General features: G+C 61.1%; 22 protein-coding genes and 1 pseudogene. 9 read left to right on the top strand and 14 right to left on the bottom strand.

The genetic code is table 11. The annotated features are described in order from the left end of the window. The first annotated feature begins 76 nt into the window (after positions 1–76). From RSB01_RS06670 to RSB01_RS06650, 5 genes are all read left to right on the top strand, one after another. Positions 77–865 (top strand): tetratricopeptide repeat protein, encoded by a 789-nt coding sequence (locus tag RSB01_RS06670; RefSeq protein ID WP_332592082.1) that lies wholly within the window; start codon positions 77–79, stop codon positions 863–865. 19 nt (positions 866–884) lie between these two features. Further along, positions 885–2306 carry a PQQ-binding-like beta-propeller repeat protein gene (locus tag RSB01_RS06665; protein ID WP_332625210.1) on the top strand — a complete coding sequence of 474 codons (1422 nt, stop codon included), beginning with the start codon at positions 885–887 and terminating at the stop codon, positions 2304–2306. A gap of 31 nt (positions 2307–2337) precedes the next feature. Beyond that, on the top strand, positions 2338–3963 hold the full coding sequence (gene der, locus RSB01_RS06660; RefSeq protein ID WP_332620137.1) for a ribosome biogenesis GTPase Der: 1626 nt from the start codon (positions 2338–2340) through the stop codon (positions 3961–3963). Positions 3964–4065: 102 nt separating this feature from the next. After that, positions 4066–4413 carry a hypothetical protein gene (locus tag RSB01_RS06655; protein ID WP_332591339.1) on the top strand — a complete coding sequence of 116 codons (348 nt, stop codon included), beginning with the start codon at positions 4066–4068 and terminating at the stop codon, positions 4411–4413. A 73-nt stretch (positions 4414–4486) separates the two neighbouring features. Continuing rightward, positions 4487–4948, top strand: coding sequence for a lysozyme inhibitor LprI family protein (locus tag RSB01_RS06650; RefSeq protein WP_332591340.1), 462 nt, complete (start codon positions 4487–4489; stop codon positions 4946–4948). 42 nt (positions 4949–4990) lie between these two features. Here the strand turns inward: RSB01_RS06650 and RSB01_RS06645 are convergent, their stop codons facing one another. From RSB01_RS06645 to radA, 4 genes are all read right to left on the bottom strand, one after another. Then, positions 4991–5740 carry an SDR family NAD(P)-dependent oxidoreductase gene (locus RSB01_RS06645; RefSeq protein WP_332620347.1) on the bottom strand — a complete coding sequence of 250 codons (750 nt, stop codon included), beginning with the start codon at positions 5738–5740 and terminating at the stop codon, positions 4991–4993. Positions 5741–5805: 65 nt separating this feature from the next. Further along, complete coding sequence (gene purF, locus RSB01_RS06640; protein WP_332591342.1) at positions 5806–7317, bottom strand: amidophosphoribosyltransferase; 1512 nt, start codon at positions 7315–7317, stop codon at positions 5806–5808. A 70-nt stretch (positions 7318–7387) separates the two neighbouring features. Further along, a complete protein-coding gene (locus RSB01_RS06635) occupies positions 7388–7933 on the bottom strand; it encodes a CvpA family protein (RefSeq protein WP_332591343.1) in 546 nt (181 codons plus the stop codon). 40 nt (positions 7934–7973) lie between these two features. Beyond that, positions 7974–9341 (bottom strand): DNA repair protein RadA, encoded by a 1368-nt coding sequence (gene radA, locus RSB01_RS06630; RefSeq protein WP_332620348.1) that lies wholly within the window; start codon positions 9339–9341, stop codon positions 7974–7976. 164 nt (positions 9342–9505) lie between these two features. On the opposite strand from radA, the gene RSB01_RS06625 reads away from it, so the two are divergent. Further along, positions 9506–10129, top strand: a complete 624-nt coding sequence (locus RSB01_RS06625) for a Yip1 family protein (protein ID WP_332625209.1) — start codon at positions 9506–9508, stop codon at positions 10127–10129. A gap of 39 nt (positions 10130–10168) precedes the next feature. Here RSB01_RS06625 and alr read toward each other — a convergent pair whose 3' ends face one another. The 8 genes from alr to RSB01_RS06585 all read right to left on the bottom strand — a co-directional run bounded on the left by alr (position 10169) and on the right by RSB01_RS06585 (position 18510). Beyond that, a complete protein-coding gene (alr, locus tag RSB01_RS06620) occupies positions 10169–11209 on the bottom strand; it encodes an alanine racemase (protein WP_332591798.1) in 1041 nt (346 codons plus the stop codon). A 60-nt stretch (positions 11210–11269) separates the two neighbouring features. Further along, positions 11270–12772 (bottom strand): replicative DNA helicase, encoded by a 1503-nt coding sequence (locus RSB01_RS06615; protein ID WP_332591799.1) that lies wholly within the window; start codon positions 12770–12772, stop codon positions 11270–11272. Between the two features lie 119 nt (positions 12773–12891). Further along, entirely contained in the window at positions 12892–13293 is a 402-nt protein-coding gene (locus RSB01_RS06610; protein ID WP_332591800.1) for a hypothetical protein, read from the bottom strand. A gap of 146 nt (positions 13294–13439) precedes the next feature. Continuing rightward, positions 13440–15884, bottom strand: coding sequence for a TonB-dependent receptor (locus RSB01_RS06605; protein WP_332619804.1), 2445 nt, complete (start codon positions 15882–15884; stop codon positions 13440–13442). A gap of 464 nt (positions 15885–16348) precedes the next feature. Further along, positions 16349–16933 (bottom strand): 50S ribosomal protein L9, encoded by a 585-nt coding sequence (gene rplI, locus RSB01_RS06600; RefSeq protein ID WP_332591969.1) that lies wholly within the window; start codon positions 16931–16933, stop codon positions 16349–16351. Between the two features lies 1 nt (position 16934). Next, positions 16935–17210, bottom strand: coding sequence for a 30S ribosomal protein S18 (gene rpsR / locus RSB01_RS06595; protein ID WP_167177935.1), 276 nt, complete (start codon positions 17208–17210; stop codon positions 16935–16937). A gap of 12 nt (positions 17211–17222) precedes the next feature. Continuing rightward, positions 17223–17606, bottom strand: a complete 384-nt coding sequence (gene rpsF, locus RSB01_RS06590; protein ID WP_332591968.1) for a 30S ribosomal protein S6 — start codon at positions 17604–17606, stop codon at positions 17223–17225. 271 nt (positions 17607–17877) lie between these two features. Beyond that, positions 17878–18510: a hydrolase gene (locus tag RSB01_RS06585; RefSeq protein WP_332619806.1), complete on the bottom strand. Its 633-nt coding sequence runs from the start codon at positions 18508–18510 to the stop codon at positions 17878–17880. Positions 18511–18672: 162 nt separating this feature from the next. On the opposite strand from RSB01_RS06585, the gene RSB01_RS06580 reads away from it, so the two are divergent. The 3 genes from RSB01_RS06580 (at position 18673) to fabD (ending at position 22578) form a co-directional block, all read left to right on the top strand. After that, positions 18673–19950 (top strand): Nramp family divalent metal transporter, encoded by a 1278-nt coding sequence (locus RSB01_RS06580; RefSeq protein WP_332592192.1) that lies wholly within the window; start codon positions 18673–18675, stop codon positions 19948–19950. Between the two features lie 136 nt (positions 19951–20086). Then, the gene (locus tag RSB01_RS06575; RefSeq protein WP_332625207.1) at positions 20087–21517 is read left to right on the top strand and encodes a metallophosphoesterase family protein; all 1431 of its coding nucleotides are present in this window, start codon (positions 20087–20089) and stop codon (positions 21515–21517) included. 116 nt (positions 21518–21633) lie between these two features. Beyond that, complete coding sequence (gene fabD, locus RSB01_RS06570) at positions 21634–22578, top strand: ACP S-malonyltransferase (RefSeq protein ID WP_332591520.1); 945 nt, start codon at positions 21634–21636, stop codon at positions 22576–22578. Positions 22579–22634: 56 nt separating this feature from the next. Here fabD and RSB01_RS06565 read toward each other — a convergent pair whose 3' ends face one another. Both RSB01_RS06565 and RSB01_RS06560 read right to left on the bottom strand, forming a co-directional pair. Further along, the gene (locus RSB01_RS06565; protein ID WP_332591519.1) at positions 22635–22988 is read right to left on the bottom strand and encodes a cupin domain-containing protein; all 354 of its coding nucleotides are present in this window, start codon (positions 22986–22988) and stop codon (positions 22635–22637) included. Positions 22989–23065: 77 nt separating this feature from the next. After that, positions 23066–23248, bottom strand: a pseudogene (locus RSB01_RS06560) (hypothetical protein); the annotation flags it as partial.

The raw sequence follows: 23248 nt of genomic DNA, 5'->3' as shown, positions 1-23248 counted from the left end.
GCGGGCAGCGTCGGGACACTTTAGGGTCGCGACGAATTTGCCACCCGTGTTTTCAACGGCTTTTGGGGCGACTGTCTTGGTTGATGTCTTCGAACAGGTCGAAGAGGAGCTTCGCTCCGAACGTTATAAGCGTCTTGCGCGTACCTGGCTGCCGATTGGTGCCGGTGTCGGTGCGATTGCGCTGATCAGTGCCTTGGGCTGGTGGGGATACCAGAGCTGGCAAACCAGCGAGGCCGACAAGGCTTCGGTGGCTTATCAGCGCGGTATCGAAGCTTTTGCTTCCGGCAATATGGATCAGGCCAATACCGCCTTTGGCGAGGCCGCCGATACCGCTTCGCGCGGTTATAAGGCGCTGGCCCTGATGCAACAGGCCGGTATTGCCGTCGAGCAAGGCAAGAACGACGAGGCTGTGCGTCTGTTTGACGAAGCCGCCAAGGCTGGTCGTGACCCGATCATCGCCGATGGTGCTGCGCTCAAGGCGGCCTATCTGCTGGTGGACAAGGGTTCGCTGGAAGATATGACCAAGCGCCTGGAGCCGCTGACGGGCGAGAAGCGTCCGTACCGTGCGCTGGCTCAGGAAGCTCTGGCGACCGTGCAGCTGCTGAACAACAAAACTGTCGAAGCGCGTGAAACCTTTGTCCAGTTGCAACTGGGCCAGGACGTGCCGCAAACGGTTCGCCAGCGTGCCGTGGTTGCGGTCCAGCTGATCGATTCCGGTACGCATGGCGCGGTCCGCAAAATCGTTGACGAAGCGGCCAAGCTGCCTGCCCAGCCGCAAGCGGTTGCACCGGCTGCTGCGCCTGCTGCTCCGGCCGAAGCTGCACCCGCGGCTCCTGCCCAAGCCCAACCTGCCCAAGCCCAGTAATCCTCACGAGAAGCCCGAGATGAATCGTTCGCTTAAAATCGTCTTGATGTGCGGTCTGGCCGCGACCGTGGCTTCTTGCGGCACGGTCAAGCGCGTCCTTCCTTTCACGAACAAGGATGATGGCCCCAAGGCGGTTGCCACGCAGGGCGAGCGTATCTCGATCCTGGAGTTCGAACAGCAGCTGGCTCCGTCGCCAGCGCTGTCGGGCCGTGACTTCTTCGTACCGGGACCGCAAGCGGTTACCGCATGGCCCCAACCGGGCAGGAACGCTGAATCCGAGGTTGGCCACGTTATTGCGGCTCCGGAATTCACGATTGCATGGCGTCGCGACATCGGCGCATCGTCGGACCGTATGGCTCAGGTCATGGCTCCGCCGGTCGCGGCAGATGGCCGTATCTTTGTGATGGATGGCGAAGCTGCTGTTTCGGCTGTGGATGCCGCCAGCGGCTCGGTCATCTGGAAAAAGACCGTCGGCATCGGCGAGCGTGATGCCGGTCGTCGTCGCTTTGGTATCTCGCTGGGCGGTGGTTCTTCGGGCGGTGGTTTCGGTGGCGGCGTGGCCGTGGCCGACAACAAGGTGTTTGTGGCGTCGGGCTATCGCTCGGTAACGGCACTGAACGCTGCGACCGGCGAAGTGGTCTGGACGCATGAAACCGAACTGCCGATCCATAACGCACCGACCGTTTCGGGTGGCCGCGTCTATGTGATCGACGTCGATAACCAGCTTATTGCGCTGGATATGGCGACGGGAACCCAAAGCTGGACCTATCGCGGTATCACCGAACCGGCCCGCATCATGCGCGCCACCAGCGTGACCGTCAGTGGCGATACGGTGGTTGCTCCGTTCTCGTCGGGTCAGGTTGTGGCCTTGCGCGCCACCAATGGCCAGCCGGTCTGGGAAGAAGTGCTGTCGCGTACCAGCCGCACCAACGCCCTGTCGGAACTGCGCGATATTGCCGGTCGTCCGGTGATCAGCCGTGGCTTCGTTTATGCGATCAGCCAGTCCGGCGTGATGCAGTCGCTGGATATTCGTACCGGCGCGCCGCGCTGGGAGCTGCCGATTGGTGGCGTGAATGCGCCGCTGCCGGTGGGTGATGTGGTCTATATCGTCTCCAAAACGGGCGAACTGACTGTCGTGAACCGTGACTCGGGCCAGATCTACTGGACCCGTGACCTCAACGATGGTCGTATCCGTACCGAAGGTGGCTGGTTCTTTGGCATGGGCAAGCGTACAGTGCGCCCGTCCTGGTCTGGTCCGGTACTGGCTTCGAACCGTCTGGTTCTGGTCAATTCCGAAGGCGAGATGGTGGCTTTTGATCCGAAAACCGGACAACAGACCGCCAGCCTTAATCTGGGCTCGCCCGCCTATATTGCGCCCGCCGCCTATAATGGCGCGCTCTATGTAGTGACGGATGATGCCCGTCTGATCAGCATCCGCTGATTTTGTTCTGAAATTGCGTTAGAAGGCCGACATGGCTCTGAAGATCGCCATCGTCGGCCGGCCCAATGTGGGCAAGTCGACACTGTTTAACCGCCTCGTTGGCAAGCGCCTTGCGCTGGTCGATGATCGCCCAGGTGTGACCCGTGACCGTCGCTATGCCGACGGGAATATCGGGGACATGGACCTGACCCTGATCGACACTGCGGGTTATGAGGATGTCAGCGATGACACCCTTGAATCTCGTATGCGCGAACAGACCGAGGCGGCCATCGAGGATGCGGACGTCATCCTGTTCACCATGGATGCCCGTGACGGCGTCACCCAGCTGGATCGCATCTTTGCGGACCGGATACGCGGTGTGCACAAGCCGGTCATCCTTTTGGCCAACAAGTCCGAAAGCCGCGAAAGCATGGGCGGCGTGGGCGAAGCCTACGGCCTCGGTTTTGGCGAGCCTGTGCCCATCTCTGCCGAACACGGCGAGGGCATGGCCGATCTTTATCAGGCGCTGGTGCGCGCTTCCGAGAATGTTTTCATCGAGGAAGTGGACGAACCGGAAAAGCCGATCCGTATTGCTGTCATCGGCCGCCCGAATGCGGGCAAGTCGACGCTTATCAACCGTTTGATCGGTGATGACCGTCTGCTGACCGGCCCCGAGGCAGGCATTACGCGCGACTCCATTTCGGTGGATTGGGAATACGAAGGTCAGAACATCCGTCTGATCGACACTGCCGGTATGCGCCGCAAGGCACGCGTCAACGAAAAGCTGGAAAAGCTGTCGGTTGCCGACACCATCCGCGCCATCACCTTTGCCGAGGTGGTCGTGCTGGTGATGGACAAGGACGACGCCTTTGACATGCAGGACCTGCAACTGGCCGATCTGGTCGAGCGGGAAGGGCGTGCGCTGGTCTATGTGGCCTCCAAGTGGGACCTCGAAGAAGATCCGCAGGCCCGTCTTGCCAAGCTGAAAGCTATGGCGGACGACAAGCTGCCGCAGCTGAGAGGCTCGGAGTTCGTCGCTCTGTCGTCGTTCAATGGCCGTGGTGTTGACCGTCTGATGCCGGCCATCCTCAAGGCCTATGAGACATGGTCCGTTAAGGTGAAAACCAAGGACCTGAACGACTGGCTGTCTATGGCCACGCAGAGGCATCCGCCCCCCGCCGTGGACGGCAAGCGCATCAAGCCGAAATATATCTCTCAGATCAAAGCCCGTCCTCCGACGTTTGTTCTGATGGCGACGCGCGCCGACTCGATGCCGGAGCATTACAAACGCTATCTGGTGAACTCGATCCGCGAGTCCTTCGATCTGAAGGGCACGCCGATGCGTCTGAACGTCAAGTCCAGCTCGGATAACCCGTATGCTGCGGGTGGTGCCAAGTCGGGTCCTGAACGCTTCAAGGGGGCTGCCAAGACTGCACCTCGCAAGGTGCTGAAGGCCGAGAAGGAAGAGAAGTTCTCGAACCTTCCGGGCAAGGCGCTGGAGCAAAAGGCCAAGGCTGGTATCAAGCCCAAGGTCAAACCTCTGGGTGGCCTGAAGGCCAGTGCGTCCAAGAAGTCGGGCACCAATGCCATTATCGGCAAGGGTGCACGCGGCGGAGCCCGTCAGGTTTCCCGCTCGGGTCGTATCCGTACAGGCCAAAAGGGCGGCGCAAAGCGTTAAGCTGCTCGCAGGCAAAAAATCAGGGCGATCCGTTTACGGGTCGCCCTTTTCTTATGCGGAAAATACGGGAATATTCAGCGATAGGGGACGGGGAAACACATTATGAAATTGGCGGCGATACTCTTGCTTGTGGCCGGACAAACTGGGCCGGAACAGCCTGTGGCAGACTGCCGTGTGCCGCAGGTTCCTGCGGTCGCGCGTTTTACGAAGCCTGTTCGGCCGAACGTGCCGGCTTGCATAGACGAAGCGCGAAACCGTCATAACTGCCGTGCGGCTGTGATTACGACCTATAACGGGCAGATGGAAAAATACGGTCGCGATTTCGACCGCTATGTCACCGAGATGAACGACTATGTCGGTGCGTTGAACCGATATGTGGATGAAGCGAGTCGATACTCCGTCTGTGAACGTGATGCTGCGGGCATTGTGAGCGGTGTCATCACGGGCTGAGTAGGTTTTGGGCCACGCCCGTATCGGTGGATGTGCTCCACCCGCGGCGTGATCAGTATTGGGGAGATTTGGGATGACGGTATTTGTAGCTTTGTTGGGGGCGCTCAGCCTTGATGTGACGGCTGTTCAGGATGAGCCAGACGTCGATTGCAGCAATCCGACCACAACGCTTGAAATGAACCACTGTGCGGCGCGCCAGCAGGAAGAGGTCGAGACGCAGCTCAAAACCTATCTGGATGCGGCCTATGCCAAGCTGCGGGCCGAGGCCGAGGAGCCAGAGGCGGTGATTGCCGGCATTCAGGACAGCCAGCGTAAATGGGAAACCTATGCTGATAGCGCCTGCGAGGCCGTCTATACCCATTGGCAGGGCGGCACGATCCTCAACCTGATGGCGGCCAGTTGCCGGATGGAACTGATGCGCGAACGGTCGCACCATATCTGGCGCGAATATCTGGCCGGTAATGACGACGATCCGGACGCGTATCCCGAGCCACAGCGCGCAGTTTACAAAAGCGCCGAAGAGCACAGCCACTGAATAAAAAAAGGCCGCTTCCGATGAGGAAAGCGGCCTTTGATTTTAGTGCGCCTGAGCGGCTTTCCACTCGGCAAAACTGGTGAACAGGGGCGGCTCCTTGTCGCCGCGGGCCAGATCCACCATCAGCGGGGTGATTTCCTGCGGGTGGGCGAGGATCAGCGGGTCTTCGCCGGGGAAGGCCTGGGCGCGAAGGCCGGTACGCATCCGGCCCGGATCGACGATAGCGACGCGGATCGGCATGGATTCGATTTCGTCAGCCCAGCAACGCATCAGGTTCTCTGCACCGGCCTTGGTGGCGGCATACGGCCCCCAGAAGGCACGCGGGGAGGCGGCGACACTGGTGGTCAGGTGAATGACGCGCGCGGCAGTGGAGGCCTTCAGCAGCGGCTCCAGCGAGCGGATCAGGCGATAGACGCCCGTGAAGTTGACCTTCTCGATCTTGGCAAAGCCGCGCGGGTCGGCGTGGCTGACGGGGGTCAGGCCTTCGGCACCCATGGTGGCGGCGGCCTGAACCCAGATGTCCAGCTTGCCGTAACGCTCGAACAGCGCACCCCCCAGACGGTCGATGGCACCGCCGTCGATCATGTCGAACGGGATGAGGGTCGCGTGTTTGCCGGTGGCGGCATAAATCTCGTCGTCCAGCTCTTCCAGCCCGCCTTGCGTGCGGGCGGCGGCGACAACATGGGCACCGGCCTTGGCCAGTGCCAGTGCGGTTTCACGACCGATGCCGCGCGAGGCACCGACGACCAGAGCGATACGGTCTTGAAGCGGAAGGGTTTGGGTCTCGGACATGCCCGCTGATAGCGCGGCTCGCTGAATGAAGAAAGGGCCGCCGGATGATCCGGCGGCCCTTTTGTTCAGGCATTCACGGTAAGAATGGAAACCTTCTTACCGAGGATGTCGCGACCGCCTTCTTCGGCTTCGCGATCCAGCAGGCGGGTGGGGTATTCACCGGTGAAATAGTGGTCGGTAAACTGGGGCGCGTTGTTGTCACGCGGACCGGCACCGGTCGCCTCGTAAAGGCCGTCGATCGACAGGAAGCCCAGCGAATCCACTTCGAGAATGGCGCGCATTTCTTCCATGGTGTGGGTGGCAGCCATCAGTTGCGAACGCTCCGGCATGTCGATGCCGTAGAAGTCCGGATACAGGATTTGCGGGCTGGCCGAGCGCAGGTGGACTTCCTTGGCACCGGCGGCGCGGACGGCGCGGACCAGTTTCAGCGAGGTCGTGCCGCGCACGATCGAATCGTCGATCAGGACAACGCGCTTGCCTTCCAGAACCGCCTTGTTCGGGCTGTGCTTCATACGAACGCCCTTCTGGCGCGAGGCCTGCGAGGGCTGGATGAAGGTGCGGCCCAGATAGTGGCTGCGGATAATGCCCATTTCAAACGGGATGCCTGCAGCCTGAGCATAGCCCAGAGCCGCGGGAACGCCCGAATCGGGAACCGGCACCACGATGTCGGCTTCGATGTCGAACTCTTGGGCCAGACGGCGGCCCATTTCCTTGCGGACTTCATAGACCGAACGGCCGTTCACAACGGAGTCGGGACGGGCGAAGTAGACATATTCGAACAGGCAGGGACGGGCAGCTTGCTGGCCGAAAGGCTTGATGGAGGTCAGGCCTTCCTCGTCGATGACGACAACTTCGCCATGTTCCACGTCGCGGATGAAGGTCGCGCCCATGGTGTCCAGTGCGCAGGTTTCCGAAGCCAGAACCCAGGCCTCGCCCAGCTTGCCCAGTACCAGTGGGCGGATACCCAGCGGGTCACGCGCACCGATCATCTTGTAGCGGGTTTGGGCGACGAGGGCGTAACCGCCCTCGATGCGGCCCAGCGCGTCGATGAAACGCTCGACGATCTTGGCTTTGCGGCTGCGGGCGATCAGGTGAAGGATCGCTTCGGAATCCGAGGTGGACTGGAAGATCGCGCCTTCGGAAACCAGCTGGGCATGGATGTGCTTGAAGTTGGTCAGGTTGCCGTTGTGGGCAATGGCGATACCGCCCTGATCCAGATCGGCGAACATCGGCTGGACATTGCGCAGGAAGCTGCCGCCAGCAGTAGAATAGCGGGTGTGGCCGACCGCAGCACAGCCCGGAAGGCGGTTGGTCAGGTCGGCATTGCCGAAGGCCTCGCCAACCAGACCCATATGGCGCTCGGTAAAGAAACGCTCGGAGTTCAGGACGCTGGCAATACCGCAAGCTTCCTGCCCGCGATGCTGCAGGGCGTGAAGGCCCAGTGCAACGATGGAGGACGCTTCGTTTTCCGGAGCCCCCCATACACCGCACACACCACATTCCAGTCGCAACTGGTCGTCGTCCGGTTCGCGCCAATGTTCACGGTGAACGACGGGATCGGCGATATGGTGGGGCATCGTGTAACTCCGATGACCGTAAGGTCGGTATGGCCCGCCACCTAGTCCTCATGCGGACAGAGTTCAAGGGTCATTGATCGCTTTGATCCGAAAAGCCCTCGGTTACCGACTTTTGGACCACAGGTGTCAGGGCATCTGCGCCCTTGGCCATAGCCGGAAGTGTGAGCTGGATGGCGGCGGCGGACAGGGTGCTGACGGGCAGGGTTTTGGCTGTGACGAACCAGCGGGGCGGGTTGTCACCGACAACGCCCATCAAAATCAGGTGGACCGCACCGACCAGCGCCAGAGCGCGCACTATGCCGAGAGCGACACCGGCAATCTGGTCCAGCGCACCCAGCGCATTGCCGCGCAGGCCCTTGGACAAGGCCCCTGTCGTCCAGCGGATAACGAAATACAGGGCCACAAACACCACGCCGACAGTCAGGATCGAGCCTGCCCAGTCGGGTTCGACCAGTCCGCGCCCGAACGGAGCCGTCCATGGCAGGGTGATCAGCGAGATCAGGCCCGCAATGAAGAAACTGAACAGCGAAGTCAGTTCGCGCAACGCGCCACGAAACCATCCTGCTGTCGCCGACAGCAGGATCGCCAGAATGACAAAGACATCAAAACCGGTCATGGACTGTGGCTAACACGGCAAGGGCGGTTTTTCCGAGGCCTTAGAATTTGTTTTGCGCGATGCGGTCCACCGCCTCGGCCAGACGCGCCACGACGGTCATTTTGACATCGGCGGTCTTGCCCTTGCCAAGGCCTGGCGAAAGGGCCCGCTCGAAGCCCAGCTTGGCGGCTTCGCGCAGACGGGCTTCGGCACGGCCAACTGCGCGCACCTCGCCCGACAGGCCGATTTCGCCAAACACCACGCAGCCCTTGGGAAGCGGTTTGTCGAGCGCCGACGAGATAAGCGCGGCGGCGGCGGCAAGGTCGGCAGCCGGCTCGTTGATGCGCATACCGCCCGCGACGTTCAGATAGACATCCTTGTCGCCAAAGGTGATGCCGCACCGCGCCTCCAGCACCGCCAGCAGCATGGCGAGCCGCCCTGAATCCCAGCCGACAACAGCGCGGCGCGGCGTGCCATAGGCCGACGGGGCCACCAGCGCCTGTATTTCCACCAGCACGGGGCGCGAGCCTTCGATACCGGCAAACACAGCTGCCCCCGGTGCGCCTTCCTTGCCTTCGCCAAGGAAGAGGGCGGACGGGTTGGTCACTTCGCGCAAACCTGAATCGCCCATTTCGAAGACGCCGATCTCGTCGGTGGCCCCGAAGCGGTTCTTGCCCGCGCGCAGGATACGGAACGGATAGCCGCGTTCGCCCTCGAAACTGAGAACGGCATCGACCATGTGTTCGACGACGCGGGGACCGGCGATCTGGCCGTCCTTGGTGACGTGACCGACGAGGATGATGGAAGGGCCATCATCCTTGGCCATCCGGACCAGTTCGGCGGCACAGGCACGGACTTGGGTAATGGAACCGGGACCGGCCTCGTGGGCGTCGGACCACAGGGTCTGGATAGAATCGATGACGACAATATCGAACTTGTCGCGTTTCAGCGTCGTCAGGATATCCCGCAGCGACGTCGCCGAAGCCAGAGCCACAGGCGCATCGGCCACGCCCATGCGCTTGGCACGGGCACGGATTTGTTCGATGGCTTCTTCGCCGGAAATATAGGCGACGCGCGCACCGCCTCGTGCGGCCTTGGCGGTGACTTCCAGCAACAGGGTGGACTTGCCCACACCCGGATCACCGCCCAGCAGAATGGCCGAAGAGGGGACCACACCGCCACCACACACGCGGTCGAACTCGGCCACACCCGTCTTGATACGGGGTGGATCGGGTGTGTCGGACACCAGCGTCTCGAAGGTAATGCCGCGACCGCGCGCCGTCGCCGTGGGCTTCATGGCCCCCGGAGGTGCGGATTTGGATTCCTCGACGAGGGTATTCCATTCCTGACACCCCGTGCATTGGCCGGTCCATTTGGAATGGACGGCACCACAGGGTTTGCAAACAAAGAGAGACGAGTCACGAGCCATGCGTGAAGCCTAGCAGAGAAACAGAACAAGAACAGATGCTGCCTTCTTCATGCGTCCGTTTTTGACGCCCGCGGCCGCCCTATAAGTTTTTGTAAGGTTGACGACGGGTCATGGTCGCAAAGGCCAGCTTGGATTATGAAGGCAAGAGTTTCATGGAGGGGCAGATGACTGCTGAAAACCCGCCTGTGTTTGATCCCGGTCTGGTTGACCGCGTCAAAGGCATTCTGCTGCGCCCGAAATACGAGTGGCCGATCATTGCTGCCGAACAGACGACGGTAAAGTCGCTGTTCCGGCGTTATGCCATGATCCTTGCCGCCATCGGCCCTGTCGCCACGGTCGTCAGCGATCTGGTCTTTGACGACAAGGGTATTTTGTCAGTGCTGCTCTATGGGTTCGTCTCCTACGGACTGAACCTGCTGGCGGCCTATATACTGGGCATTGTCATTGACGGGGTGGCGCACAATTTCGGTTCGGAAAAGAACACCCTCCAGTCAATGAAGCTGGCGGTTTATGCGATGACGCCGTTCTGGCTTCTGGGCATTCTGAACCTGATCCAGGGCGATGCTCCGGCAGTGATTTCGCTGCTGGTGGGCCTCTACGGGGCGTATCTGGTCTATTGCGGGCTGGGTCCGCTGAAGCAGACCCCGCAGGACAAGCAACTGGTTTATACGATTGTGCTGGTCATCGTCTGGGGCTTGCTGACCATGGTGGTCGCAGGCCTGATCATGGCGGTATTCATGGCGTTTTCGGTAATCGGCGAAGGGGCTATGGCCTTCGCCATCGACTAAATGGAAAGGGCCCCGAAAGGGGCCCTTTTTGTATCCGGTTCAGCCGACGTACAGTCGCGGCACGCGCGGGGTGATCGAGGTCAGCAACTCGTAGCTGATCGTGCCCGCAGCGGCGGCAACATTGTCGATCAGGCGATTGTTGCCGAATATCTCGACACTGTCGCCCGCCTTAACATCAAGGCCGGTCACGTCCACGGCAAGTACGTCCATCGAGACACGGCCGATGATGGGGCGTAGCTCGCCATTGATCCAGACCTGTCCTTTGGGGGAATAGGAACGCAGCACGCCGTCGGCATAGCCTGCGCCACAGGTCGCGACGGTGACGGGGTGTTCGGGGCGGAAGCCTTGCGAATAGCCGACGGTTTCGCCGACCGGCACATCACGCACCTGCATGATCTGGGCGTTCAGCGTGGCGACAGGGGCGATCTTGTCGTGCGGCTTGCCTTCCGGCCCGCTGCCGTAAAGGCAGATACCGGGACGCACGACGTCAAAGGCAAAGTCAGGACCAAGGAAGCAGCCGCCGGAATTGGCAAAGCTACGGGTCACGCCGGGGTATTTTTCGACCACACCGGCATAGGCGTCGCGTTGCTGGCGGTTCAGCGGGTTTGACGGCTCGTCGGCGCAGGCGAGGTGAGTCATCACCAGCTCCAGACCCGCAAACGGTTCTGGCGCATTCTCGACGCGATAACCGAGGCGATTCATCGCCGTGTCGATTTGCAGACCACAGGCACCGCCACCCGAGGACAGCCAGTTTTCAAGCTGTACAGGCTGGTTCAGCACAGGGCGCAGATTGGAGGCGCGGATCAGCGGGATGTTCTCGCCGTGGGCCCCGTCCAGCACATAGATGGTTGGCTCGGCCCCAAGACCTTCGCGCAGCAGAACCCCTTCGGCAGCACGCGCGACAAAGAAGGTGCGCGCGCCCTCGGCCATCAGGCGTTTGGCGACCGCGACGGCTCCGAGGCCATAGCCGTCAGCCTTCACAACCGGATTGACGGGACGGCCCGTCACCTCCTGAAGGGTGTGGAAATTACGCGCCAGAGCGCCAAGATCAACGGTAAGGGAAGCGGGCAGGGAGGTCATAGCGGGGATGTTTACGCCCCTGAACCTGTTCCTGCCAGCCCATTTGCGGAAGGATTTTCCTTATTCGGGAATATCCGCATAGGCGCTGCCATAGCGGCCATCCTGCGCCAGATTGCCAAAGCGGGTGGTGTTGGAATCGAAGGCCAGTTTCACGATGCCGATCGGGCCGTGACGCTGCTTGCCGATGACCACTTCGGCCTGATGCTGCAGGCGGTCCATGTCTTCCTGCCACTTCAGGTGTTCTTCGGAGCCTTCGCGCGGTTCGGCGCGGCCCAGATAATAGCTCTCGCGGTAAACGAACATCACGCAGTCGGCGTCTTGCTCGATCGAGCCGGATTCACGAAGGTCGGACAGTTGCGGACGTTTGTCCTCGCGTTGTTCGACCTGACGCGACAACTGCGACAGGGCGATGATGGGAACGTTCAGTTCCTTAGCCAGCGCCTTCAGGCCGCCGGTGATTTCCGACACTTCCTGCACGCGGTTCTTCTGGCTGCTGCCTTCGCCCACCGTCACAAGCTGGAGGTAGTCGACCACGATGAGGTCAAGGCCGTGATCCATACGGGCAAGACGGCGCGCACGGGCGGCCAGCTTGGCCATGGAGAGGCCACCGGTCGCATCGATATAGAGCGGGCTCTCGCCGATTTCGATGGCGGCATCGCGCAGCTTGCCAAAGTCCGAAGCGTCGATCTCGCCCTTACGCAGCTTGTCCGAGGACACCCCCGACGCATCGGCCAGAATACGCATGGCCAACTGTTCGGCGCTCATTTCCAGCGAGTAGAAGGCCACGACGCCGCCGTCCACGGTCTTGCGACCGCCATCGGGGGTGGGCTCCCACTTGTAGTTGCGCGCGACGTTAAAGGCGATGTTGGTGGCAAGTGCGGTCTTACCCATCGACGGACGACCGGCAAGGATCAGCAAGTCGGAGGGGTGCAGGCCACCCAGCTTTTGGTCAAGATCATCAAGACGGGTGGCGAGGCCTGCCAGCTTGCCTTCACGCTGATAGGCTTCGCCCGCCATTTCCACGGCACCGGCGATGGCGTGCGAGAAGGCCACAAAGCCCGAGGACGGCTTGCCGGTTTCGGCCAGCGAATACAGGGTCTGTTCGGCCTGTTCTATCTGGTCTTCGGCGGCGCGTTCGGGATCGGGCGCGTCCTTGGCGATCTGGCCGCCGATGCGGATCAGTTCGCGGCGCAGGGCCAGATCATAGATGACGCGCGCATAGTCCGGCGCATTGGCGGCGGGCGGGGCGCGGTCCACAAGATCGGCGAGGTAGCGCAGGCCACCGAACTCGGCAAAGGCCGGATCTTGCTTGAAGCGCTCCATCAAAATGGTCGGTTCGGCCAGCAGACCCTGACGGATGTGCTCTTCGATGGCCTTGAACAGACGCTGGTGAAAGGGCTCGTAAAAATGGACGTCGCGCAGGCGGTCGCTGAGGCGCTCGAACACGCCATTGTCGAACATCAATGCCCCGAGCAGTGCTTGTTCCGCTTCCAGATTGTGCGGCATGGCCGTCACATTGACATTGGAACCTTGGTCGTAGGGCATTGGAGCGAGCGCGTTCATGGTACCGATAAAAACAGAATGGCCTCCATCATGGGATGATGGAGACCCGTAGAAAGAAGCTTATCCAGCGGTGAGGTTATCCACACCCTGTGAAGTCTGGGGATGACGCTTAGACGATTCTAGGCGCGGCAGGGATAGCGTTCGCTCATCCAGTCACGCACCGCCTGTGTCACCGTAACATTGCGGCGGGTGGCGGGCATGCCTTCAAAGCGGGCAACCAGAGTTTCAGGGGTGATACCCGTGCCCGACGAAGGGATGCAGTGGTTGGGGCGGCGACCGGCGCGCTCGGCAGCGGCCTGTTCTGATTTCACCTGACTGACGGCACCGGTCGCAACGCGGACCAGGCGGCGCGTATCGGAACGCAGCATGGCGGCAGCGCGGTTACGCGGAATGTCCCGACCGGCTTCCAGAAACTGGGCCACAGTCATCTGGGCCTGTGCCAGAGCCGGAGTGGCCACAGCTGAAACGGTCAGGGCGGCACAAAGGCCGATGGCTGCCATTGAGGACAGGTTTGATTTCATGGCGGCTGGGGGCTCCGGAGAAAATCGGCACGCGGACGTTATGTATCCAAGCTTTGATCCTAGTTCTAGCGCCTGAACGGGGTCTGAATAAGGAAAAAGGCGGACGTAAAATACGTCCGCCTCCAAACCATTGCACGATCAGTGGCTTACCACTTCAAGCTGATACGCCCGTAAACATAGCGGCCGTTGAAGCCATAGGGCGAGAAGTTCGAGAACGGGAAGGCCCCCGTGGTGTTGTTCTCGCGCAGGCTCTGGCGCGGGTACTGGTCCAGAATATTGTCGGCACCAATGGCCAGCGTTACTTTGTCGGTAAAGCGGTAACGGGCCTCGGCATCGACAACCAGAGCATCGCCCAGTTGCAGGTCGGTGGCTTCGGTTGCCCCTGCGGCCAGCACATCGCCATAGCCGCTGACACGCAAGGTGCCGCCCAGTTTCTCGGCCTCCCAGTCGGTCTGGAACACGACCTTCCACGGCGGGGTACCTTCCTGGAAGCGATACACAGCCTGACGCCCGAACAGAGTGGTCGGAACCGGCAGGACGCCGCTTTCGGTCACAGGCGTCTTGGTGACTTTGAAGTCGTTGACGTTACCGGCCAGCGTGAAGTCCAGACGGTGGCCGGCGGAGGTTTGCGCACGATAGCGGGCGACCACATCCAGACCTGTGGTTTCGGTATCCACGCCATTGATGAAGAAGCGGGCGGCCGAGGCACCATAGGGCGCCAGCAGGTCAAAGATGGTGCGGGCATTGGTGCCCACAGCAGCGGTGGCGCTGCCCGTCAGGGTTTCCGACAGGATGATGCGATCCGAGATGTCGATGCGATAGGCATCGGCGGTGAACTCGAACGGGCCGTTACGCGCTACAAAACCCAGCGAGTAGTTGACCGATTCCTCGGCTTGAAGATCGGTGCCGCCGAGGGCCAGACCCACTTCGCTGACCGACGGATAGGTGCCGGTCTCGTAGGGGACGTTGCTGATATAGAGGACCGAGGTCTGGGTGTAATATTGCTGTTGCAGGCTCGGCGCGCGGAAGCCGGTCGATACGGCACCACGGATGGCAAAGTGCGGATTGAAGTCGTAACGGGCAGCAAACTTGCCCGAGACATTGTCGCCGAAGTCCGAATAGTTTTCATAGCGCACGGCACCCGACAGGGTCAGGCCGTCGATCACTTCACCTTCGAGGTCCAGATAGACGCCGACATTGCTGCGATCCTCGTCCACCTCGTTATTCGGGGTAAAGCCGGTAAAGCCGCGCGAACCGAAGGTCAGGGTGTTGCCACCTGCCACAAGGATGGGGCCACGGGCATAGGAGGCCTCTTCGCCAGCGCCGATTTGGTAGTTCTCGCGGCGGGCCTCAAGGCCTACGGCCACGTTCAGCGGCCCGTGCCAGCCCAGATCATATTCACGGCTGGCATCCACGCCCAGCACCAGTTGGCTGTATTCCAGCGAACCGGCATCGAAGCTGGTCGGGCCATTCAGGCCATAGGTCGGGTTCATGGTGTTTTCGGCACCGAACTCGATCTTGTTGACCCCGTAGCCGAGATTGATGTCCACGCCCCATTCGCCAACATTGCCGCGAATACCGCCCGCTGCGGTCCAGTCGGTGGTCTCGGTCAGGATATAGGGCAGGTAGCCGTCAGGATATTTGCGGCCCGAACCATAATCGGGGTTCTGGGTATTATCGGTCGGGGTGCGATAGAAGGCGGCCGCCGAGGCGTCACGCTTTTGATAGCCGGCCCAGCCATAGGCTTCCCAGCCGTCGGCCAGAGGCAAGCCTGCGTTCAGATAGGCCGACAGGTCTTCAACCTGTGCATCGCCTTGGCCACCGGTGATGCGGCCCAGCGTCGGGTTGATATCCGAGCGGTTGGTGCGATCGCGATCGCGGTATTCCACCGAGGCGGTCAGGAAGCCTTCTTCGCCAAGGGCAAAGCCCTGCCAGCCGGAAACGGTCAGGGTGTCGCCGTCGCGGATTTTGTCATCACGGCCATAAAAGCCGGTAAAGTCGGTGATGTACTGGCCGTAGGTCACATTCGCACCGCCGCCCTCGCGGGCTTCGCGCAGGCGCAGGTTCAGCACACCGGCAATGGCGTCCGAGCCATATTGGGCGGCTGCGCCGTCACGCAGGACCTCGATACGATCAACCGCCGAGGACGGGATGGCGTTTAGATCCACAGCCGAGGAGCCACGGCCAACCGAACCGTTCAGGTTCACAAGGGCTGTCTGGTGACGACGTACACCATTGACCAGAACCAGTGTCTGGTCCGGTCCCTGACCACGCAGGGTGGCCGGACGGATGGAGTCAGTGCCATCGGTGGCCGAAGGGCGCGGGAAGTTCAGGGCCGGAACACTGGCAGCCAATTGGGCGGCCAATTCGGTCGAGCCGCGCTGTTCGAGGGTTTCGGCGGTCACCACATCGATAGGCGCAACCGTATCAAGACGCGAGCGGTTGGCGACACGGGTGCCGGTGACAACAATATCGTCAACGGCTGTGGTCTGGTCATTGCTCTGGGCTTGAACGGCGCCAGCCATCAACAGGGCGGAGCCGGATGCAGCGGCAAACAGTGCCGCGCGGGAAGTGAAAGTACGGATCTTCACGATAAAACTTTCTGTGGCAGTGTCGAAGTTCTGGCCGGGTTCAATGAGGCCGGAAGACATACGGGAAATCTTGGAAACCGTGCCTGCGCGCCGCCGGAGCGGGGGAGGCACGCATGCTGTCAGGAGGGGAGAGACGCGCAGAGCACCGGCGGGTGCCAACAGCGGTTAAGCCGGAGAGTGTCGTGCGATTTCATCCGTCGGATCATGTATTCCCCCTTGTGATTTTCCGCCCCTGCACAGGGCAACGCTGAGGGAATGGCATCGACCGGAGCAGAGGGCGCAGCAGGCAGAAGGGCGTTGAGCTGTCCGTCCGCTAAGCTGAGGCCCCCATATTGCGCCGCAAAAAAGCCATTCGCATACCGAGAATATTTATAGGTACATGAAGAAAATCTAAAGATTGCAGGCAAAGAAAAAGGGCACCAGCCGAAGCTGATGCCCTGATCCTTGAAGTCCGGTGAGGAAGCTTACGCTTCGTCGCCGAAATCTTCTTGTTGGCCTGCGCCGCCTTCGATGAGCTCTTGAGCAGCTTGTTCAGCAGCATCACGCTCTTCGTTGAACTGAGCGCGGATGACATCCTCGCCCTTCGCTTGACGCTCGGCTTCTTCAGCCGAACGTGCGATGTTCATCTTGACGGTGGCCGACACTTCAGCGTGCAGGCGAACCAGCACTTCGTGTACGCCCAGGGTCTTGATGGCGGTGTTCAGAACGACCTGCGAACGGGTGACGTTTGCACCCGAAGCGCGGACGACTTCAGCCACGTCGCGACCAGCGACCGAACCGTACAGTTGGCCGGTTTCGCCAGCTTGACGGATCATGACGTAGGTTTCGCCATCGATCTTGTCAGCGATGACTTGAGCGTCAGCCTTGTTCTTGTCGTTACGTGCTTCAATAGCAGCACGTTCGATTTCGAAGGCCTTCAGGTTCTTCTCGGTCGCGCGGCGAGCCTTGTCGCGCGGCAGCAGGAAGTTACGAGCGAAGCCGTCCTTAACGGTGACGACGTCGCCGATGGCGCCGAGGTTCTCGACGCGTTCAAGCAGAACGACCTTCATCTTACTTCACCACGTACGGCAGCAGAGCCAGGTAGCGAGCGCGCTTGATGGCCTTGGCCAGTTCGCGTTGCTTCTTGGCGGAAACGGCGGTGATGCGCGAAGGCACGATCTTGCCGCGTTCGGAAACGTAACGCTGCAGCAGCTTCACGTCTTTGTAGTCAATCTTCGGCGCGTTGGCACCCGAGAACGGGCAAACCTTGCGGCGACGATAGAACGGACGACGGGCCGGGCCGGAGCCAGCCGGAGCGCCCGGGATCGGAGCTTTGGTATCGGTCATATATCCGGTTCCTTATTCCGAAGCCGCAGCGTCGTCGTTGCGGTTGCTAGGAGCGCTACGATCGCGTTCGCGTTCGCGGCGAGCCAGCAGCGGCGACAGTTCCAGGTCGAGCTCTTCGACGCGGATGGTCAGCCAACGCAGCACGTCTTCGTTGATCGACAGTTGGCGCTCGACTTCGGCCATAGCAGCCGGAGGTGCGTCAACGGCGAGCAGGGAATAGTGAGCCTTGCGGTTCTTCTTCACGCGGTAGGTAAGGTTGCGCAGACCCCAGTACTCGATCTTTGCAACGGAACCGCCGCCTTCTTCGATCAGAGCCTTGATGGTGTCGTTCAGCGCTTCGGCCTGTTGCGCCGAGATATCTTGGCGCGTCATGACCGTGTGCTCGTATAGAGCCATGCGGTGTTCTCCCTTGGTGGACATCGGCGCAGGCGAACCGGGTAGTTCGTCTACGATGGCTCCTGCAGTGGCGGACGGGAGTTTCCCGACCCTTTGACATTCCACGACAGGACCGAAGCCCTGGAAAGGTGGGGCGTATAGGCGAAAAGCGCCGAAAGGGCAAGGATGCTGGCCCTCACCGGACAGGCGGGCGAGTTATAATGGCTATCTAGGCAGGTACCCCACCCCTGATTGCACAGAAGCGGGGCTGCCGGACGGGCTACAAAGGTGGTTAGTCCTTGAAGTCTTTCTCGGGATTGGTGCCGTCCCAGTTTGCAAACACATGCATGAAGCCCGGTACGGTATCGGTGCGGTTCCAGTCACGTTGCAGTTCGCAATAGAGTTGGGTCTTGCTGATCAGTTGGCCACCGGCCTGTTCGATGCGGCGCAGAGCCGCTTCGTGGGCCGCCAGAGAGGTGCCGCCGACGGCATCGGCAACCACATAGACCTCGTAACCTTCCTTGAGAGCGTCCAGAGCAGGGAAGGCAAGGCAGGCTTCCGTCCACAGCGCTGTCATAACCAGCTTTTTGCGGCCGGTCGCCTTAACGGCGGCCTTGAACTCGACATCCTCCCAACTGTTGATGGTGGTGCGGTCAATGGTCGGCAAATGGCCGAGAACGTCCTGAATTTCCTGAATGGGCGGCTTGTTGAAACCGGTCTGGACGTTCACCGTCGAATGAACAATCGGCAGATTGTAATTGACCGCAGCCTTGGCGGTGCTGACGATGTTGAACACCAGTTCCTTCTTGTCGATCGAGCGGATCGAGGACACCTGGATCGGCTGGTAGTCGATGATGATAAAGGCGCAATTTTCGGGCGTCAGCAGATGGTCGGCGAGTGGGTCGCGGCGAGTTTCACTGGTCATGACTTCAATCCAAGAGCGGTTTTAGGGGGCAAGAGCGGTCTTAGGGCGCGCGTGGTGCTCTCGAATAAAAGCTCCGGCATGTACCGGTAGGTTCCAGCGGGGCTTTATTTCGTGTGCAAATTACCCCTGTTTTCGTTTGGGGAACTGTCGGGAGGCGGAAGCTTGGCGTTGAAAGAGCAGAAGAGCGAGCGTCCTGCGCGCACCAAATGGTCGCTGATCGGGCCGGGGATTGTGGTTGCGGCGACGGGCGTAGGGGCGGGCGATCTGGTCGCCACCCTGATCGCGGGTTCGAAATTCGGTTACGCCCTGCTGTGGGCGGCGATCATTGGCACCCTGCTCAAGATTGCGCTGGCCGAGGCGGTGGGGCGCTGGACGCTGGCGGGCGAGAAGACGATTTTTGACGGCTGGTCCAGTCTGGGCAAGGGGCTGTTTGGCTCGCGCGTGAACTGGGCGGGGCTGTATTTCGGTATCTATGTCGTGATCTGGGGCTTTGTGTACGGGGCCGCCGCCATGACCTCGTCGGCACTGCCTCTGGCGGCGCTGTTTCCGGTTCTGGACCTGAAGGTCTGGGGTGTTCTCAGCGGTCTGGCTGGACTGACCTTTGTCTGGTTCGGCGGCTATGGACTGTTTGAAAAGGTCATGACCTTTGCCGTGGGGGTGATGTTTGTCACCGTCATCGGACTGGCCTTTATTGTGGCCCCAGATATTCCGCGATTGCTGACAGGGCTGTGGCCGACACTGCCCGAAGGTTCGGCCTTCTATACTATGGGCCTGATCGGCGGGGTCGGGGGCACCATCACTATGGCGGCCTATGGCTATTGGCTGAATGCCAAGGGCTGGCGCGGGCCGTCATGGATGGCGACGATGCGGCTGGACAACAAGGTCGCCTATGCGGTGACGGGTGTGTTCGTGGTGGCGATGCTGATCGTCGGGGCCGAACTGCTCCATGCCGCAGGGATTGCGTTGCAAGGCGGGGATCGCGGTCTGCTGGACCTTTCCTCGGTACTTGAGGACAGGTTCGGGCGTCCGGTTTCCATCCTGTTTCTGGTGGGCTTCTGGGCGACAAGTTTCTCGTCGCTCCTGGGCGTCTGGCAAGGCGTCAGCCTGATGTTCGCTGATTTCGTCGCCCATGTGCGCGGCAAGAGCGATGATCCGGCACAGCGCGGCGACAAGTCGCGGGCGTTTAAACTGTATGCCCTGTGGCTGACATTCCCGCCGATTGCCCTGTTGTTTATGGAGCGTCCGTTCGGGCTTATCGTGGCCTATGGCGTGCTGGGCAGCCTGTTCATGCCCTTCCTTGCGGGCACGCTTTTGTGGCTGTTGAACAGCAAGCGCCTGCCCGAGCAATGGCGCAGCGGCTGGCTGTCGAACACGATGCTGGGGGCGGCGACGGTGCTGTTTTGTGTGTTGGCGGCAAAAGAGCTGATCGGCCTGTTCTGACGCTTTTGTCCGTATCCGTCGGGTTTGTCGCAAACCTGTCGGTAAAGCGGTGAGGGGTTGTCGTAAATCCCACGTTTTAGCGTTGCAGAGCGGGCTTATGCGACGGACATCGCTTTCTCGTCAGGGAACTGAGAATATGAAGCCCTCGCTTGCTCTTCTTGCTGCTGTCGGCCTGATGGTCGCCACGCCGGTTTCGGCACAGATCGTGGCTCCGCCGGACCCCGATCCGACCCCGCCGCCGCTGCATGCACCGAACGGGCGCTGGGCGGCCAAGACCTGGGCGGACCGTATCGTGCTGACACCTGCGGCCGATGCATCGCGCGGGGCGGCTGTGGCATGGCGCACCAGCACCGACCAGACGACCGCCGAAGCCGAAATCTCGCAAGAGATCGACGGCCCACTGCTGGGCTTTGATGCCATCAAGGTGTCGGGCAATACCTCGCCGATCAGCAACGAGAACGGCACGGCCCATTACCATCAGGTGCGCTTTGACAATCTGAAGCCGTCCACGCGCTATGTGTATCGCGTAAAGGCGTCCGATGGCTGGAGCGAGTGGATACCGTTCCGCACGGCCACTGCCGGTTTCGAGCCGTTCCGCTTTATCTATCTGGGCGACACCCAGAACGATATTCTGGAAATCGGTTCGCGCGTGATCCGTTCGGCCTTCAAGGAAGCCGGTCCGGCCTCGCTGGTGCTGCACGCCGGTGATCTGGTGGCCCAGCGCGAGGTCAAGGTTCACGACGACGAGTGGGGCGAATGGACCGAGGCCGGTGGCCGTGCCTTTGCCATGACCCAACAGCTTCCGGCATCGGGCAACCACGAATATGTCGACCACATCCTGCCGGATGGTTCGGAATCGCGCGTGCTTGGCCCGCACTGGACGCGTCAGTTCGCCCTGCCGGACAATGGTGCCGAGGGCGTTAAAGACACGACCTATTTCGTCGATTTCCAGGGCGTGCGTTTCATCATTCTGGACGGCACATCGGGACTGGATCTGGGCGGTCTGGGCAGCCAGACGGCGTGGCTGGACAATGCACTGGCCACCAGCACGGCCAAGTGGAACGTCGCTGTGTTCCACCAGCCGATCTATACCTGCGCACGTCCCGAAGACACCGAGGAGCTGAAGGCGGCATGGAAGCCGATCTTCGATGCCCGCAATATCGATCTGGTGCTGCAAGGCCATGACCACTGCTATGGCCGTGTCTCGAACCCCGCCGGTGCAGAAGCCTCGCGTGCCAACTCGGATGCCGGTCTGCCGCAAGGTCCGGTCTATGTGGTCTCGGTCACAGGCTCCAAGATGTATGGCTTGAATGATCGCGCCGACACCCAGCCTGTGCGTGCCGCCGAGAATACCGAGCTGTACCAGTTGATCGACGTGCAGGAACGCCAACTGGAGTTCCGCGCCTATACGGCCACGGGCCAGTTGTACGATGCCTTTACCCTGACCAAGGGTGACGACAACCGTAACCGCCTGACTGAAAGCACTGAAAGCCTGCTGGCGATCCGTCGTTGTGACGGTGCGGCGGGGCCGGATAACCGTCCCTGTACCGCCGAGATCAAGGACTAGACCGCGATCAAACCGCGAGGCCGTTTGCGGCCCGTATTATCAACAGCGGCTTGCCGTAGGGGAGGGTTTGTCTTACCCCTCGCGGCCAGTTTAACAATAATACGGACGAAACGCAGATGAGCCTCGCGCTTCTCTTTCCCGGTCAAGGCAGCCAGGCTGTCGGTATGGGCGTGGCCCTGTCGGACGCCTTTGCCAGTGCACGTGAAGTCTTTGCCGAAGTCGATGACGCGCTGAACCAGAAGCTGTCGGCCTTGATGAAGGACGGTCCCGAGGACCAGCTGACCCTGACCGAGAACGCCCAGCCTGCGCTGATGGCCGTATCGGTGGCGACGGCCCGTGTGTTGAAGGTGGAGTTCGGCTTTGATGTTTCGAGCGCCGATTTCGTCGCCGGTCACTCGCTGGGCGAATATTCGGCTCTGGCCGCATCGGGCGCGATCTCGCTGTCCGACACGGCCCGTCTTCTGAAACTGCGCGGTCAGGCCATGCAGCGCGCTGTGCCGGTGGGCAAGGGCGCGATGGCGTCGCTGATCGGCCCGAAAACCGATCTGGCTCTGGCCGAAGAAGCCGCCAAGGCAGGTTCGGCTGTGGGTGTCTGCGTTGTCGCCAATGACAACAACAAGGGCAATGTCGTCATTTCGGGCGACAAGGCCGCTGTTGATCTGGCTATCGAAAAGGCCAAGGAACTGGGCGCACGCGCCATTCCGCTGAACGTTTCTGCCCCGTTCCACTGTCCGCTGATGCAACCGGCGGCTGACGAAATGGCGGCGGCTCTGGCCGAAGCCACGATCCACGCCCCGTCGGCGACCTTGATCGCCAACATCACCGCCCGTCCGGAAATCGATCCGGAAACCATCCGTCGTCTGCTGGTCGAACAAGTGACCGGCCGCGTCCGCTGGCGCGAAAGCATGGAGTGGATGGCGACTGAAGGTGGCGTGACCCGCTTCGTCGAAATCGGCTCGGGCAAGGTTCTGACCGGCATGGCCAAGCGCATCGCCTCCGAAACCGAGGCACTGGCACTGAACACGCCGGAAGACATCGAAGCGTTCGCCAAGTCTTTGTGATTTTGGTCATCGATTGAAATGAAAAGGGCGCTGACCAATCCGGTCAGCGCCTTTTTTTAAATCAGCTTGCGCCCTGCTGCGGTCGCGGGATCGCCGGTATTGGGTGTTCCGCTGGGCTCGATCAGCAGCACATGCGCCTCTTCCTTGGCGAAGGGGCGATGCTCGACGCCCTTGGGGACGACGAACAACTCACCGGCCTTCAGTGAGACTGTGCGATCGCGCAGGCGGATATCGACTTCTCCTTTGAGGACCAGAAACAGGTCGTCGGTATCGGCATGGGAATGCCAGACGAACTCGCCCAGAAACTTGGCCACCATGATGTCGTGACCATTGAAGGTCGCAACCGTGCGCGGTGACCATGTTTCGTCAAACTGGCCCAGCTTGTCTTCCAGATTGACCGCATCGACCATTTCAAAACCTCCAAGGGTTGAATGGTGAGTGTGCGCGCACGCTTCGGGTCCGGCAAGATGGCGGCGGTTTAGACGGTTTAGTCGCGCGTGATACCCAAATCGGCGTCGATAGCGGCGCGTAGGGGCGACAGCACATCGATGCTGCGATAGGGCAGGGCCTGCATCATCAGGACGGCGGCGAAGTCGTGGGCGGGGTCGATCCACGCCTGCGTCGAGGCATTGCCGCTCCAGCCGAACTCACCGGCGCGTTTGTGACCTTC

The organism is Brevundimonas sp. (assembly GCF_036659295.1).
GTDB lineage: Bacteria > Pseudomonadota > Alphaproteobacteria > Caulobacterales > Caulobacteraceae > Brevundimonas.
The sequence above is the reverse complement of the archived record's forward strand: the minus strand, read 5'-3'. Positions and strand labels throughout refer to the sequence as shown.